Genomic DNA, 14491 nt, shown 5'->3' on the forward strand with positions numbered 1-14491 from the left:
ACGTCCTGCTGGTGCCGTCACCGGAATTGGACTGACCGGCGCGCGCGACGGCGCCGTCCGCCCCGGAAGCCCTGCTTCACCCAGCGCCTCCATTGCATCGACCGCCGCGCTCGGCCGTACCGGCCCGGCGGCCCCGCCGCGTGCCGCGGCCCCGCCGGGTCGTGCTGGCGCTCTTGACCATCGGCGCGCTCGCGTGGCTCGCGCAGGGCAGGCGGACGGGGCGTCCCGCGCCGGTCCGGATCACGGCTCAGGCCGGCTGGACGCCTGTGACCCTCGCGCCCTTCCGGGGCGCAAGGCTGCTGCGGGTCACGGGGGAGACCGCCTTCAGCCTGCGCATCGACGGGGAACGCATCGTGCGCGTCGCACCGGACCGCGGCGCGACCGTCCGGATGAAGGCCTGCGGAGCCTGGACGTGCGGGCCGCCCAAGGGCGCACCGTCGTCACGCTGACACCGCAACCGGAGTGATCGGGACGGCGCGCAGGGTCTCCGCCAGGCGCAGCACGGCCGGGTCGATCGCCCGCTCCGGCACAGCGGCATAGCCGAGCAGCAAGCCCGGCTCCGCCGGCCCGGCATGATAGGCCGAGAGCGCGACCGCGGAGATTCCCGCCCGGCCGAGTGCGGCTGCGGCGGCCACGTCGGTGAGGGCTGCGCCCCAGGCTGGCCCCGGCCGGGCGATGACGTGCATCCCGCCCTCCATGGGGGCGATTGCGGCGACATCCCCGGCATGGCGGCGCGCGGCCTCGATCAGCGCCTCCTGGCGCAGGGCGTAGAGGCGTCGCGTCCGGCGGAGATGGCCGGCGAGGTGTCCGTCCTCGATGAACCGGGCCAGCGCCCACTGACCGATCCCGGGCGGGGCGGGCCCCGTCTCCGCGAGGGCCTGATTCACCGGCGCCACGAGCCCGCGCGGCAGCACGAGATAGCTCAAGCCCAGTGCGGGGAGCAGCAGCTTGGAGAAGCTGCCGACGTAGATCACCCGTCCACCGCGATCGAGGGCCCGCAAGGGCGCCAGCGGACGCCCGGCATAGCGATAGGCTCCGTCGTAATCGTCCTCGACGATCCAGCCCGAGACCGCCTCGGCCCAGGCCAGGAGGTCGAGGCGATTCTCCAGGCTCATGGCGTACCCGAGGGGGTAATGGTGGGCCGGCGTCACCACCGCGAGCCGCGCCTCCGCCGCCGGCGCGGCGGCCAGGGCCACCGACAGGCCGCCGGGACCGACCGGGACGGGCACCGGGCGCAGGCCGGCGCTGGCGAGGGCCTGCGCGATGCCGGGGAAACCCGGCTCCTCGACCAGGGCGGTCTCGCCGGGATCGAGCAGCAGCTCGGCGAGCAGGCGCAGGCTCTGGCGGATGCCCGCCGTGACGATGACGTCCTCGGGCTCGCAGGCGACGCCGCGGGCCTGTGCCAGATAGGCGGCGATGGCGCCGCGCAGGGCCGGCGATCCGCGCGGGTCGGGCTTCTCCGTCGGACCGTGGCGCCACTCGGCCTGGAGCAGGCGAGCCCAGACCTCGAACGGGAAGGCGTCCTGCGCAGGCCGGCCGAGGGCGAAGGCGTCGGGCACGCCCGGCCCCGCCATGTAGCGCCGTGCCGGAGCGGAGACGAGGCGGGCACCGCGGCGCGACAGGTTCGGGGCCGGCTCGGCGCCCGGTCGCCGGATCGGGCTTGGCGCGGGAAGCGCGTCGTCGGGAAGTGTCGCGGCGACGCGGGTCGCCGAGCCCGGCCGCGCCGTCAGGTAGCCCTCGGCGGTCAGCTGCTCCAGCGCCAGGACCACGGTTCCGCGCGCGCAGCCGAGATCGGCCGCCAGGACCCGCGAGGCCGGAAGCCGGGCCCCGCGCGGCAGGCGGCGGTCGAGGATCGCGGCGCGCAGGGCCTCCCGGAGCTGCGCGTGCAGCGGCGTCGAGGCAGCGGCATCCAAGGCCAGCGTCAGCGGCAGGGGGCTTCGGGACATGGCGCAAACTGGTCCAGTCGCAGTTCGAGAATTGGACCTTTTGCCTGGACCGCCGAACGGTCAAGCACGCGTGGGCATCACCGCCGCAGGACGGACCCATGTACCAGCCGCCTCACTTCCGGGACGATTCGCGCGCCGCTCAGCACGCGCTGATCCGCGCCTATCCCCTCGGCCTGCTGATCACGGCCGGCTCGGGCGGCCTGACGGCGAACCCGATCCCGTTCCTGCTGGATGAGGCCGGTCCCCACGGCGTGCTGCGGGCGCATATCGCCCGCGCCAACCCGCAGGGCCGGGATCTCGCCGCGGTGGAGGAATGCCTGATCGTGTTCCAGGGGCCGCAGGGCTACGTCACCCCGAGCTGGTACGCGAGCAAGCGCGAGCACGGCCGCGTCGTCCCGACCTGGAACTACGCCACCGTCCATGCCTGGGGCCGGCCGCAGGTGATCGAGGATGTGGAGTGGCTCGGGCGCCAGATCGCCGACCTCACCGCCCTGCGCGAGTTGCCGCGGGCCGAGCCGTGGGCGGTGGCCGACGCGCCGGAGCCCTTCGTGGCCGCCCAGGTCCGGGGAATCATCGGCATCGAGATTCCGATCACGCGGATCGAGGGGAAGTGGAAGATGAGCCAGAACAGGCCCGAGGCCGACCGACACGGGGTCATCGCGGGGTTGCGCGCCGAGGGCGAGGCGGGTCTCGCCGGGCTGGTCGCCGAGCGGAGCGGACTGTGAGCGCGCGCCTCAACGCCTTCGGCCAACCCATCGGCCCGGCGCTGCCGGACTGGAGCCCGCGTCCGCGCCCGCCGCGGACGCCGATGGAGGGCCGCACCTGCCGGCTCGTCCCGCTCGACGCCGCCGCCCATGGCGAGGCCCTGTTCGAGACCTACAGCGCTGCCCCCGACACGCGCGGCTGGACCTACCTCGGCGACGAGATGCCAGAGAGCGCGGCGGCCTACCGGGCGCGGCTGGAAACCCAGCAGACAAGCGAGGATCCGCTGTTCTACGCGATCCTCGATCCCGCGCGCGGCGACGCGCTCGGGATCGCCTCGTATCTCCGGATCGATCCGGGTAACGGCGTGATCGAGGTCGGCCATCTCCATTTCGGGCCGCGTCTGCAGCGCTCGCCCGCCGCCACGGAGGCGATGGCGCTGATGATGGCCCGAGCCTTCGACGAACTCGGCTACCGGCGCTACGAGTGGAAGTGCGACAGCCTCAACGCCCCGTCCCGGGCGGCGGCATTGCGGCTGGGCTTCACCTTCGAGGGCATCTTCCGCAACGCCGTCGTGGTGAAGGGCCGCTCCCGCGACACGGCGTGGTTCTCGATCACCGCCGCGGAGTGGCCGCGGGTCCGCGCCGGCTGCGCCGCATGGCTGGACCCGTCGAATTTCGACGGGGAGGGCCGGCAGCGGCACGGGCTCGCGGACCTGCGCGCCGCTTCGGGCTGAGGCATCCTCAGGCCCGACCGGCCAGGAACGCCTCCGCACTGCGCAGGCTGAGCGCCATGATGGTCAGCGCCGGGTTCGCCGCGAGCGAACTCGGGAAGGTCGAGCCGTCGCAGATCCACAGGTTGTCGATGTCGAAGCTGCGGCCGTGCGGATCGACGACGGCGCTCGACCCGTCGCGGCCCATCCGGCAGGTCCCGAGCGTGTGGGCGACGCGCTCCAGCACCCAGATGTCCTCGGCCCCCGCCTCCTCCCAGAGCCCGCGCATGACCTTCGTGGCATGCGCGTTGAGGCGGTCCTCGTTGGTGCCGTAGCCGAAGCTGATATGGGCCTTGCGCATCCCGTGCGCGTCGGTCTCATCGGCGAGGGTCAGCACGTTGGCGTCGCAGGGCAGGGTCTCGCCGTTGATGCCGATGCCGGCGAGGCGGTTGTAGCGGTCGAGGTAGTCGAGGAGCGGCTTCCCCCACAGGCCGCGCCCCCGCGCCACCGCATTGCCGAAGGTCACCGGCACCACGCCGAGGCTCTGGATGAGGTAACCGCCGGCGAAGTCGGCGCCGGCGCGGATGAAATCCTCGGTGATCAGCGAGGACGGATAGCCCCGGTTCATCCGGACCTCGTTGTCGAAGGTGCCCCAGACCTGGGTCGCCACGTGCCCCATGTAGTTGCGCCCGATCTGGCCGCTGGAATTGGCGAGCCCGAGATTGAGCAGCAGGCGCGGAGTCTCGACGGCCCCGGCACAGAGGAAAACGGCGCCGCACCGCTGCCGGCGATCCTCGCCATCCTGGCGGTAGACCACGCCGATGACCCGGCCGTCGGCAGCGCGCTCCAGGCCGTGGACGAAGGCCTCGGCCCGGATCTCGGCACCGTGGGCCACCGCGTACGGCAGGTAGGTCACGTCCATGCTCGCCTTGGCGCCCGTGCGGCAGCCCTGGTGGCAGAAGCCGCAATTGATGCAGGCGTTGCGGCGGGGTCCGTCCTCGGACTGGAAATCCTGGGAGACCACGGCGGCGGGCGCGTCCGCCCACCGGATGCCGCGGGCCTCGCAGGCCCGCGCCATGATGTCGGCCGGGCCATTCCGCGGGACCGGGGGCAGGGGATAGCGCCGGCCGGCATCCCACGGATAGCTCGGCGCGCCCGACACGCCGAGAAACCGCTCCACCCGCTCGTAGAACGGAAGCAGGTCCTCGTAGGTCAGCGGCCAGTCGACGCCTTCGCCGGTCTCCGTATGGAGCCGGAGGTCGCGGGTGTCGGCCCGGGGCACGAAGGCACCCCAGTGCAGCGTCGAGCCGCCGACACCCGTGCCGCTGTTGTTCGCCCCGAAGGCCTCCGGGGTCGCGCCGCCGCTCAACCGCTCATCGGTCCAGTAGATCTCGTCCGCCAGCGTCTCGTCGAAGGCGAAGCGCTCCGGCGTGAAGTTCGGTCCGGCCTCCAGAGCCACGACCCTGAGGCCCGCGGCGGCGAGGCGCGCGAGGAGCGGCGCGCCGCCCGCGCCAGTCCCCACCACGACCGCATCGACGACGTCGTCCGCGCGGTAGGTCCGCATGCCCGCGAGATTCATCGTCCTGCCTCCGTCTGCAGCGTTTGGGGCTCCCAGGGTTCCGGCGCGTCGAGCCCGACCGCGTGGAAGCCCGGCAGGCCGTCGGCGATTTCTCCCGGCCGGTCGCCGCCGGCACCGATGCCCGAGAAGCCGATCCGCGCCAGCGCCGCCGGGTGGCCGAGCCAGAGCCGCACCGCGTCGGCGCGGAGATCCTCGAACCAGAACCGCATCCGGTCGGCGTCGAGCCGGCCTCCGAGGGCGTCCGGGACCGTCAGGTCCCCACGCTGGCAGAGGGTGAGCAGCGCGTCCTGCCGTGGCGCGTCGAGGGTTGTGAACGGGCGGCCCTGCGCGGCCCGGGCGGCGGCATCCAGGGTGCGCAGGGCGGCGCGGTAGGCGTCCGCGTCCGGCGGTAGAGCCGAGAAGCGCCAGCCGTCGCCGGCGCCGGACGCCAGCCGCCGATCGAGGCGGGCCGCGAGATCGAGATGCGGCACCGGCATCACCCGGGCGAGGGCGGCCCGCAGGATCGCGAGTTCCACAGGGTCGAGGGCCGCCGGTCGATAGGCGGGGTCGTCCGGCGCGGCGCGCTCCGCGAGCGCCTGGCGCAGGCGGCCGTTGACCCGCTCGGAGGCGATCAGCGCCGCGTAGTCCGGCGCCACCGTCGGGGCCGCCTCAACCGGTCGGCGGGGCCGGTTGTCGAAATGGGCGCGCAGCCCGTCGGCCAGGGCGGCCGGCCGCTCCAGCGGCAGGAGATGGCCGACGCCGTCGACCGTCACGAGGCGATGATGTGCGAGGTGGGGCGCCGTCAGGGCCTGCTGCGCGTCGGGTCCGAGGTCGGCGTCCTCGGATCCGGCCAGAATCAGCGCCGGGGTGCGCAGGACGCCGACGCGGCGGCACCAATCCTCGTTGGCGCCCGCCTCGAGCCAAGCCTTCCAGGCGGCCGGCGCGGCCCGCAGGACGTCGGCTACCGCCCGTTCCTCGGTCTCAGGGTCCAGCCGGTCGCCGACATTCGCGCGTACGAAGGCCTGAGCCTCGCGCCGCCGCGTCTCGGGATCCGCATCGATCCAGGCGAGCATCTCGGCGCGCCGGTCCTCCGGGATCGGCTCCGGGCTCGGCGGCGAGCCGGAGACCAGGATGAGATCGGTGAGGCCGGTCAGACCCGCTTCGCCATCCTCGGCCCGGCGCGCCAAGGCCAAGGCGACCTTGGCCCCCATGCTGTGACCGGCGATCCCGAACCGGGCCGGAGCCCGCGCGCGGATGGCTTCGGCCACGTGATCGGCCATCGCGGCGACGGAATAGCCCGGCGTGCCGGCGGCATCGCCGAAGCCCGGCAAGTCGACCGGCACACATGTCAGCGGCGTCCCCGCGAGGGCACGCGCCAAAGGCTCCCAGCTTCGGGCGCTGCCCCCCAGGAAGTGAAGGCAGAACAGGACTTCAGGTTCGGACATTGCGGAGACATCGCGCGGTGCCAGAGTGCTTCAAGCGTACGCGACGCCGCATGGCCGACGTTTTGCCCCGGACCGAACGGTCAAGCCGGGACGGCGTGCGATCAGGGCATACGGAGGAGACCGTGGTGACGGATCTTGAACAGGCTTGGCGCGTGGAAGAAGCCTGCCTCAACGCCTGGCCGAGCCCGCGCGAACTCCTGATCCACGGCTACCTGCTGCGCGCCGCGGGCGGGCGTTCGAAGCGGCAGAATTCCGTGACGCCCATGCGGGGGAGCGGTGCGCCCGGACCGGCCATCGAGGCCGCGCGCGCCATCTACGAGCGTCTGGGGCGGCGCGCGATCTTCCGGATTCCGGCGATCGCCCCGCTGATGGAGCCGCTCCTGTCCCGCGCGGACTTCGCCGTCGTGGACGAGACCTGCACGCTGCTCCGCGCGCTCGATGACCTGCCGGCGGTGCCTGAGCCGGCAGCGACGGTCGCCGCCGTCCCCGGTGAGGACTGGCTGGCGGTGCGCGATGCCGTGAACCACGCGGACGCCGCAGCCGCGCAGGTCTTCCGCGACACCGTCGCCGCCCTGTCCCTGCCGCGGGCCTTCGCGGCGGCCGCGGCCGAGGGCGGGATCGGCGCGATCGCCTTCGGGGTGCTCGACGGTGGTTGTCTGGTCATCGAGGCGGTGGCCACCCCCGAACCCCTGCGCGGCCGCGGCCATGCCCGGCGCGCCGTGGCCGCGCTGCTGCGCTGGGGGAGGGCGGAGGGCGCCCGGGCGGCCTGCCTGCAGGTCGTCGCGGCGAACACGCCGGCGCGGGCGCTCTACCGCGCCCTCGGCTTCGAGCGCGAACTGTACCGCTATCACTATCGGGTCGGTCCGGAGCCCGGCTGAGACGCGAGCCGGATCGCGGCCCAGTCCCGCACCCGCTCCGGCCGTGGTCTCAGGCGTCGAACAGCGAGCCCTGCCGCGTCGGGGCAGGGCGCGTACCGGTCCGCCTGCCCGGCGTCGCCGGCGAGGCCGCGCTGCCGCGACGCGCGGGCTTCGCCGACGGGGATGGATCGGAGTTCCCGGACGGATCGGCCCCGTCGGGCACGGCCGTCACGGTCCCGTCGGCGAATTGCAGACTGAGGCGGGTGGCCGCGGCCGCATCCGCGGCGCGGCGCATCGGCAGCCCAGCGGCATCGCGCACCAGCACGTAGCCGCGGTCGAGCACGGCGCGGTAGCTGAGCGAACCGAGCAGGCCCGCCAGCCCGTCCAGACGGTCGCGGCGGCGCTCGATGCTGCGCGCCCCGGCCTGGGCGAGGCGCTCCGACAGCGCGTGCAGGCGGTCGGTGTGGCGCGCCTGCAGCGCCCGGGCCCGTTCCAGGCCGGCCTCCCGCGCGACGACGAGGCGCCGCCCGAGCTGGATCAGGGCTTCGCCCTTGCGCTGGACGTCGTTGCGCAGAGCATTGAGCGGCCGGTGGTCGATCCGCGCCAGCCGCGCGCGGGCGTTGGCGAGGACCACGTCGGGCGAGCGCCGGGCCATCCGGTCGAGGAGGAGCTGGAGCCGCGCGCGATGGCGGCTGGCGCCCGCCGCGAGGGCCGGGGCGAGGCGCGCCTCGGCGAGGTCGAGCCGCTGGCGCTTGGCCGCCAGCAGGGCGTCGGCGCTGGGCAGAGCGCGCCCGAGGGCGCGCAGATCCGACCGGTCGCGGTCGATCCGGCGCCCGACCGCCCCTCTGCCACGGGCGGAGAGGTCCGCCACCGTGGCGATCAGGTCGGCGCGGACCGGCACCGCCATCTCGGCGGCGCCCGTCGGGGTCGGCGCCCGGCGGTCGGACACGTAGTCGATCAGCGTGGTGTCGGTCTCGTGCCCGACCGCCGAGATCAGCGGGATCGCGCTCTCGAAGGCGGCGCGGACGACGCATTCCTCGTTGAAGGCCCAGAGATCCTCGATGGAGCCGCCGCCGCGGGCGACGATCAGCACGTCCGGGCGCGGGATCGCGCCGCCCGCCGGAAGCGCGTTGAAGCCGCGGATCGCTGCCGCGACCTCCTCGGCCGCGCCGTCGCCCTGGACCCGCACCGGCCAGACCAGGACGGGCCGCGGGAACCGGTCCTCCAGCCTGTGGAGGATGTCGCGGATCACCGCGCCGGTCGGCGAAGTGACGACGCCGACGAGCTGCGGCAGGTAGGGGATGGGCCGCTTGTGCTCGGGGGCGAACAGCCCCTCGGCGGCGAGCAGCTTCTTGCGCTCCTCCAGAAGAGCCATCCAGGCCCCGAGACCCGCCGGCTCCAGGTTCTCGATGACGATCTGATAGGAAGACTTTCCTGGAAAGGTGGTGATGCGACCGGTGGCGACGACTTCCAGCCCCTCCTGGGGGCGCTGGCGCAGGCGGCCGAACACACCCTTCCAGACCACCGCGTCGATCCGGGCCTGCCCGTCCTTCAGGGAGAAATAGGCGTGGCCCGAGCCGTGCTGGCCGCGATAGCCCGAGATCTCGCCGCGCAGGCGGACATGGCCGAAGGCGTCCTCCAGCGTGCGTTTCAGGGCACCGGCCAGTTCGCCCACCGACCATTCGGGCTGGTTGGCATTGAGCACGCGGGTCGGCGGGATATCCGCCGCGGGCTGGGCTGCGGGGCGCGGGGGCGGCACGAGGGGCATGGCCGGACGCTAGGGGGCTCCGGCAGGACAGTCAAAGGTCCGCTGTGGAGATGCGGTCGTTCGGCCGGAGCGCTGCGCCGCTACTCCACCGCGAGTTCGCGCGGACGGTCCGAGATCGCCACCCGCGGAACGAGGAGCGACAGGAGCAGCGTCAGCACCGCCACGACGAAAACCGTCCAGAACGTGCCGTGCAGGGCGTGCTGCAGCCCGTGCCGGATGGCTTCGCCGCCGGCGCCCAGGCTGCCGGGATCGTCGAGCAGGCGGCGGAGCTGGTCGGAATTCACCGCCGGGCCGCTCGACGGGTGCGCCAGCCGGTAGTTCAGCACGGCGCCCAGCACGGTGGCGCCAAGGGTCGAGCCGAGATTGCGCGAGAAGATGTTCGAGGCCGTCGCCGCCCCGCGCTGCGCCCAGGCGACGCTGTCCTGGATGATCACGATGGCGGCGGTGGACAGGAAGCCCATGCCGAGCCCCATCACCACGGAGCCGCAGGCCGCCACCACGGGGGATGTATCCGGCCCGAGCGCCACGAAGGCGATCGCGCCGAGGGGCAGGAGGGTCGCGCCGACCAGCAGGATCGGGCGCAGGCCGAACCGCACGAAGCTGCGCGCCGCCGTGGTGGCGCCGATCGGCCAGCCGAGCACCATCAGGGTCAGCGTCAGGCCGGCGATCAGGGGCGATTGCCGCAGCACGCCCTGAACGTACATCGGCAGGAACGCCGTGAGCCCGATCACCGTCATGCCGGAGAGCAGCGTCGCGGTGTTGGCCGTCGCGATGGGGCGCTGCATCCACAGCTGGATGTCGAGCATCGGGTCCGGGGCACGCCGCTCCTGGACGACGAACAGGATCGCGGCCACCACGAAGGCCAGCGCCGGCCACAGGGCCGCTTCGGCCGATTCACCGGCCTCGGTCAGCGCGAGCATCAGCGCCGCGATGGCCGCGGTGAACAGGGCCGCGCCGATCACGTCGATCTGGCGGCTGCGGCGCTCGACGCCCTCGTGGAGGAAGCGCAGGAACAGGCCGGCCGCGATCACGCCGATCGGCAGGTTGATCCAGAAGATCCACGGCCAGCTCAGATGGCCGATGATCAGGCCGCCGACCAGCGGCCCGGCCACCGACGAGATCCCCCAGACACTGGCGAGGAAGCCTTGGACCCGGCCGCGCTCGCGGGCCGAATACAGGTCCCCGACGACGGTCAGGCTCACCGGCTGGATCGCCCCCGCGCCGACGCCCTGCACGAGGCGGAACAGGATCAGCGAGGGCATCGACCACGCGAGCCCGCACAGCAGGGAGCCCGCGAAGAACACCGCGATGCCGAACAGCAGCACCGGCCGGCGCCCGTAGAGGTCCGACAGCTTGCCGAACACCACCGTGGTGGCCGTCTGGGTCAGCAGGAAGGAGGCGAACACCCAGGCGTAGAGGTGGAGGTCGCCGAGCTGTCCGGCGATCTGCGGCATCGCCGTCGAGACGATCGTCGCCTCGATGGCGATCATGAACATCGCCGCCATCACCGCGGCGAGGACCAGCGGGCGGCGCGTCTCGGAAGGCTTCGGCATGGCGCCGGTCTAGGCCCCACGAGCGTGCCGACCTAGCCTCGAAACCGGCGACCGGTTCTCGGGCCGCGAGAGCCGTGCGCGAGCGCACATACACCGGCACCTGGCCCCGCGGCCCGTGCATGGGCATGGCGCCGCGATGCTCAGGGCGCATGCGGCCGGTCTGTTCAGGCCTCCGCATCGGCGTCGAGGTCCCGCCCGCGCGTCTCCGGCAGCAGGAAGGCGGCAACGGTCCCGACGAGGCTGAACGCGGCGAGATAGTAGGCCGGCGCGAGCCGGTCGCCGGTCGTGGCGATCAACCAGTTCACCACGTAATTGGTGCTGCCGCCGAACACCGAGACCGAGACCGCGTAGACGATCGACAGCCCGGCGCTGCGGACGGCCCGCGGCAGCGCCTCCGGAATGCCGACGATCACCGCGGCGGCGTTGATGGAAGACAGCGCTGACAGCAGGAAGGTGACCGCGTAGACGCTGGCGGCGCTCGGCGCCTGCACGACCCAGGCGAAGGCCGGAACCGCCAGGATCAGGATCAGCGCGCGCGGCCAGATCATCACCGGCCGCCGGCCGACCCGGTCGGCGAGCCAGCCGCCGAGCAGCGGAAAGATCACGGAGGCGAGCCCGAGCGCGATCGGCACCGCCGTGGCGGCCGTCTCGCTCAAGCCGAGCGTCGCGCCGGCGAAGACCGGCATGTTGGTGCCGACCGCGTTCGACACGGTGGAGGCGGCGATGACCAGGAAGGTCAGGCCCAGCAGCCGGCCATGCTCCCGCAGCAACCGGCCGACCACCGCCAGGGTCGAGGCGGCCGCGTCCGGATCCTCCTCGGCGCCGGCCGTCTCCGGCAGATGACTGCGGATGACGAGGCCGACCGGCACCACGCACAGGCCGAGGGCGAACATCAGCCGCCAGCCCCATTGCGCCATGGCCTGGTCGCCGAGGACGAGCGCCAGGGCGGTCGCGAAAATCCCGGCGAACAGGGCCGCACAGCCCTGGCTGGCGATCTGCCAACTCGTCACGAAGCCGCGCTTCTCCGGCGGCGCCGCCTCCAGCAGGAAGGCAGTGGACGGGCCGACCTCGCCGCCGAGGGCGAGCCCCTGCACGAGCCGTCCGGCGATGACGATCACCTGCGCCCAGCCGCCGATCGTCGCGTAGGCGGGGCAGGCGGCCAGCATCAGCATGCCGACCGCCATCAGCGCGATGGTGATCAGCATCGCGGGCTTGCGGCCGGCACGGTCCGCGAAGGCGCCGATCAGCACGCCGCCGATGGGCCGCATGACGTAGCCGATGCCGAACAGGGCCAGCGACGCCAGCAGGCTGTGGGTCGGATCGTTTGCCGGGAAGAAGGCCTCGCCGATCGGCTTGGCGAAGAAGGCGTAGACCGTGAAATCGTAGAACTCGAGAGCATTGCCCAGGACGACGGCCCCGACCGACTTGCGGTCGAGCGTAGGATGATGTGCGCCGGGATGCGGTGCGGTCCGGGCGTCCATCAGCGGGCCGATCCGTCGACCGGGTGCTTGGCGAGACCGCCGGTCACGGATTCTGCGCCATCCGCCAGGGCTTCGTCATGACCGGACAGCCGGAGCGCGGGCGCTTCCGTCCCCTGCGCGCAGGCGCGGGCTTTCGCGGCCGAGCCCTTGGCAGATGCGGCTCGGCCGAGCGCGCGGGCATCGAGATCGTTCGGGGGCGAATCCATTCGGGCGCAGCTCCGTATCGGTAGGCTGCGCCGCGATGTAGGGCGCGGATCGCGCGCGTCGTCGCTCTCAGTGACGCGTCGGATCCTCCGACGGCGGAAGCACGACGGCCTCGCTGAACGGGAATTCCAGCACGACCTCGCCGTCATCGTCCATGACCACGAGGCATGCGGTCATCAGCCGGGCCTGATTCTGCGGATTGCGCAGGGCGGCGCGGATCGTCTCCTGGGCCATCTCCCACGCCGCGTCCGGATCGCGCAGCTCGGTCCCGGTCGGGTCGGAGACGACATCCGCGCCGATATGCGTATGGAAGAAGTACCGCGGCATGGCTTTTACCGGCTCGGAGGCGTCCGCCAGGGCGGAGCGATCCGCGATAGGTGGGGATCGCCGGTCCTTGGACCAAACCGCAGCGCAGGCCGCCCAGCCGCGCCCGTCCTCAGCCGTTCGCGGCGCGTCTGTCCGGTGCGGACGGGACCGGGCGGAGGGCCCGCACTTGGCCGGTGACGCCGGCCGCGCGGTGCTGCTTCTCCATGGCCATGAGCGGACGCAGTTCCGGCTCGGCGAAGTCGAGGAGCTTGGCGTTGCGCCAGCGCGGCTTACCGGAGCCGCGGCCGAACCAGCGGGGACGCTCTTCCTCGACCAGCAACACCAGTCGCCCCGTCCAGGTCTTTCGGAACCAGAAACGCCCCGTCAGAGACATCGCTCAATCCTTGCAGCAGAGCCGCCCCCGTCTTGGTGCCTCAATAGCGAACTCGGCGGTTCGCGTACGGTCAGAAGAAGCAGAAGGCCCGACGAAATCCCGCTATCCACAGCAGCCGGCGCAGCGGCACGGCGGGGAGCGCCTACCGCGCGATGTGCCGGAGGGAGAGTGCCAGGACGACGAGCCAGACGCCCCCCGAAACGGCGAACACGAACCCGCGGAGGATCGCCGTCTCCAGCGCCGCGTGCGCCGAGCGCCGATCCGGTGTTCGTGACACGCCGCCCCTGCGCGAAGGATCGGGACGCGCTCCGACCGGCCGCTGCTCCGGCACGGCGAGCAGGCGCGTCAGGCTGTCCGGGAGCGGTCGCGGGTTTGTCTGCACGGCACCCGCGAACCTACAGGGCTCAGAGCCGGGGCGACAAGCCGTGCAGGGGCATCCCGGCTCGCCGCTCCCGGCGCCCGCTGCGATCCGATTTGTCGGCTTCCGGCCCCATGCTACAGCGCGCGTTCGGCGGGCTTGTCCGCCCGTCGGTCCGCGGATGTCACAGCCCCCTGTCTTGATCACCGGCGTCGCCGGCTTCATCGGGAACCAGCTCGCTTTGCGTCTTCTCGAGTCCGGCCGCCAGGTCGTCGGACTCGACAGCGTCAACGCCTATTACGACGTGCGGCTCAAGGAGGCCCGGCTTTCCCGTCTCGCGGGCTTCGAGGGCCACAGCTTCACGCGGCTCGACCTCGCGGACCGGGACGGCCTCGACGCGCTGTTCCGCCGGCACGACTTCCGGACGGTGATCCACCTCGCCGCCCAGGCGGGCGTGCGTCACTCGCTCACCGATCCCCATGCCTATGCCGCGAGCAACCTCGTCGGCTTCCTGAACATTCTGGAGGCCTGCCGCCACGGGGGTGTGGAGCATCTGCTCTACGCCTCATCGAGTTCCGTCTACGGCGGCGGCACGACCATGCCGTTCTCGGTGCATCAGAACGTCGACCATCCGCTCAGCCTCTACGCCGCGACCAAGAAGGCGAACGAGCTGATGGCGCACAGCTACAGCCATCTCTACGGGCTGCCGACCACCGGCCTGCGGTTCTTCACCGTCTACGGCCCCTGGGGGCGGCCGGACATGGCCCTGTATCTGTTCACCCGCGCCATCCTGGCGGGCGAGCCGATCCGGGTGTTCAACGAAGGGCAAATGCTCCGGGACTTCACCTACATCGACGACATCGTCGCGGGGATTCAGGCTCTGACGGAACGGCCGGCCACGCCAAACCCCGCCTGGAGCGCTGCCGAGCCGGATCCGGGGACCAGCGCCGCCCCCTACCGGATCTACAACATCGGCAACAACGAGCCGGTGGCGCTTCTGGAGATGATTGCACTCCTTGAGGCGGCCCTGGGCCGCAAGGCGGAGAAGATCCTGCTGCCTATGCAGCCGGGCGATGTTCCGGCGACCTACGCCGACATCGACGATCTCGTGCACGAGACCGGGTTCCGCCCCGCCACGCCGTTGAAGACGGGCATCGGGCACTTCGTCGATTGGTATCGGACCTACCACGGCGTCTGAGACAGGCGC

General features: G+C 72.7%; 15 protein-coding genes. 5 read left to right on the forward strand and 10 right to left on the reverse strand.

From position 1 onward, the window contains the following. Window positions 1-140 precede the first annotated feature (140 nt). The gene (locus BM396_RS03205; protein ID WP_139239446.1) at window positions 141-449 is read left to right on the forward strand and encodes a hypothetical protein; all 309 of its coding nucleotides are present in this window, start codon (window positions 141-143) and stop codon (window positions 447-449) included. Here the strand turns inward: BM396_RS03205 and BM396_RS03210 are convergent. Further along, on the reverse strand, window positions 441-1946 hold the full coding sequence (locus BM396_RS03210) for a MocR-like pyridoxine biosynthesis transcription factor PdxR (RefSeq protein WP_043383892.1): 1506 nt from the start codon (window positions 1944-1946) through the stop codon (window positions 441-443). The two genes, BM396_RS03205 and BM396_RS03210, sit on opposite strands and share 9 nt — an antisense overlap. Before the next feature lie 98 nt (window positions 1947-2044). On the opposite strand from BM396_RS03210, the gene BM396_RS03215 reads away from it, so the two are divergent. Together BM396_RS03215 and BM396_RS03220 are read left to right on the forward strand one after the other, a co-directional pair. After that, on the forward strand, window positions 2045-2671 hold the full coding sequence (locus BM396_RS03215) for an FMN-binding negative transcriptional regulator (protein ID WP_043351384.1): 627 nt from the start codon (window positions 2045-2047) through the stop codon (window positions 2669-2671). Then, window positions 2668-3384, forward strand: coding sequence for a GNAT family N-acetyltransferase (locus BM396_RS03220; RefSeq protein WP_043383890.1), 717 nt, complete (start codon window positions 2668-2670; stop codon window positions 3382-3384). Before BM396_RS03215 ends, BM396_RS03220 begins: the two co-directional genes overlap by 4 nt. Window positions 3385-3391: 7 nt before the next feature. Here the strand turns inward: BM396_RS03220 and BM396_RS03225 are convergent, their stop codons facing one another. Together BM396_RS03225 and BM396_RS03230 are read right to left on the reverse strand one after the other, a co-directional pair. Next, on the reverse strand, window positions 3392-4939 hold the full coding sequence (locus BM396_RS03225) for a GMC family oxidoreductase (protein WP_043383887.1): 1548 nt from the start codon (window positions 4937-4939) through the stop codon (window positions 3392-3394). Beyond that, entirely contained in the window at window positions 4936-6363 is a 1428-nt protein-coding gene (locus BM396_RS03230; RefSeq protein ID WP_043383884.1) for an alpha/beta hydrolase, read from the reverse strand. Before BM396_RS03230 ends, BM396_RS03225 begins: the two co-directional genes overlap by 4 nt. Window positions 6364-6488: 125 nt before the next feature. Between BM396_RS03230 and BM396_RS03235 the strand changes: the two genes are divergently transcribed. Further along, window positions 6489-7241 carry a GNAT family N-acetyltransferase gene (locus BM396_RS03235; RefSeq protein WP_043383882.1) on the forward strand — a complete coding sequence of 251 codons (753 nt, stop codon included), beginning with the start codon at window positions 6489-6491 and terminating at the stop codon, window positions 7239-7241. 49 nt (window positions 7242-7290) lie between these two features. On the opposite strand, the gene xseA is transcribed toward BM396_RS03235, so the two are convergent. The 7 genes from xseA to BM396_RS33610 form a co-directional block, all read right to left on the reverse strand. Continuing rightward, window positions 7291-8988, reverse strand: a complete 1698-nt coding sequence (gene xseA / locus BM396_RS03240; protein ID WP_043383879.1) for an exodeoxyribonuclease VII large subunit — start codon at window positions 8986-8988, stop codon at window positions 7291-7293. A gap of 80 nt (window positions 8989-9068) precedes the next feature. After that, entirely contained in the window at window positions 9069-10541 is a 1473-nt protein-coding gene (locus BM396_RS03245) for an MDR family MFS transporter (protein ID WP_043383876.1), read from the reverse strand. 164 nt (window positions 10542-10705) lie between these two features. After that, window positions 10706-12022: an MFS transporter gene (locus BM396_RS03250; protein WP_043383873.1), complete on the reverse strand. Its 1317-nt coding sequence runs from the start codon at window positions 12020-12022 to the stop codon at window positions 10706-10708. After that, on the reverse strand, window positions 12022-12228 hold the full coding sequence (locus BM396_RS03255) for a hypothetical protein (RefSeq protein WP_043383871.1): 207 nt from the start codon (window positions 12226-12228) through the stop codon (window positions 12022-12024). Before BM396_RS03255 ends, BM396_RS03250 begins: the two co-directional genes overlap by 1 nt. Window positions 12229-12295: 67 nt before the next feature. Then, window positions 12296-12553 carry a DUF6894 family protein gene (locus BM396_RS03260; protein ID WP_043351991.1) on the reverse strand — a complete coding sequence of 86 codons (258 nt, stop codon included), beginning with the start codon at window positions 12551-12553 and terminating at the stop codon, window positions 12296-12298. A 109-nt stretch (window positions 12554-12662) separates the two neighbouring features. Further along, window positions 12663-12926 (reverse strand): hypothetical protein, encoded by a 264-nt coding sequence (locus BM396_RS03265; RefSeq protein WP_043351989.1) that lies wholly within the window; start codon window positions 12924-12926, stop codon window positions 12663-12665. A gap of 142 nt (window positions 12927-13068) precedes the next feature. Then, window positions 13069-13203, reverse strand: coding sequence for a hypothetical protein (locus BM396_RS33610; RefSeq protein ID WP_280142382.1), 135 nt, complete (start codon window positions 13201-13203; stop codon window positions 13069-13071). Between the two features lie 262 nt (window positions 13204-13465). Between BM396_RS33610 and BM396_RS03275 the strand changes: the two genes are divergently transcribed. Then, window positions 13466-14482 (forward strand): NAD-dependent epimerase, encoded by a 1017-nt coding sequence (locus BM396_RS03275; protein WP_043351988.1) that lies wholly within the window; start codon window positions 13466-13468, stop codon window positions 14480-14482. Window positions 14483-14491: the final 9 nt, after the last annotated feature.

The organism is Methylobacterium sp. UNCCL125, from assembly GCF_900116795.1.
GTDB lineage: Bacteria > Pseudomonadota > Alphaproteobacteria > Rhizobiales > Beijerinckiaceae > Methylobacterium > Methylobacterium fujisawaense.

Excerpts from the sequence above, each read along its gene's own strand:
- BM396_RS03210 (WP_043383892.1), bottom strand. The coding sequence starts at position 1,946 with ATGTCCCGAAGCCCCCTGCCGCTGACGCTGGCCTTGGATGCCGCTGCC.
- BM396_RS03215 (WP_043351384.1), top strand. The coding sequence starts at position 2,045 with ATGTACCAGCCGCCTCACTTCCGGGACGATTCGCGCGCCGCTCAGCAC.
- BM396_RS03225 (WP_043383887.1), bottom strand. The coding sequence starts at position 4,939 with ATGAATCTCGCGGGCATGCGGACCTACCGCGCGGACGACGTCGTCGAT.
- BM396_RS03230 (WP_043383884.1), bottom strand. The coding sequence starts at position 6,363 with ATGTCCGAACCTGAAGTCCTGTTCTGCCTTCACTTCCTGGGGGGCAGC.
- xseA (WP_043383879.1), bottom strand. The coding sequence starts at position 8,988 with ATGCCCCTCGTGCCGCCCCCGCGCCCCGCAGCCCAGCCCGCGGCGGAT.
- BM396_RS03245 (WP_043383876.1), bottom strand. The coding sequence starts at position 10,541 with ATGCCGAAGCCTTCCGAGACGCGCCGCCCGCTGGTCCTCGCCGCGGTG.
- BM396_RS03250 (WP_043383873.1), bottom strand. The coding sequence starts at position 12,022 with ATGGACGCCCGGACCGCACCGCATCCCGGCGCACATCATCCTACGCTC.
- BM396_RS03255 (WP_043383871.1), bottom strand. The coding sequence starts at position 12,228 with ATGGATTCGCCCCCGAACGATCTCGATGCCCGCGCGCTCGGCCGAGCC.
- BM396_RS03260 (WP_043351991.1), bottom strand. The coding sequence starts at position 12,553 with ATGCCGCGGTACTTCTTCCATACGCATATCGGCGCGGATGTCGTCTCC.
- BM396_RS03265 (WP_043351989.1), bottom strand. The coding sequence starts at position 12,926 with ATGTCTCTGACGGGGCGTTTCTGGTTCCGAAAGACCTGGACGGGGCGA.
- BM396_RS03275 (WP_043351988.1), top strand. The coding sequence starts at position 13,466 with ATGTCACAGCCCCCTGTCTTGATCACCGGCGTCGCCGGCTTCATCGGG.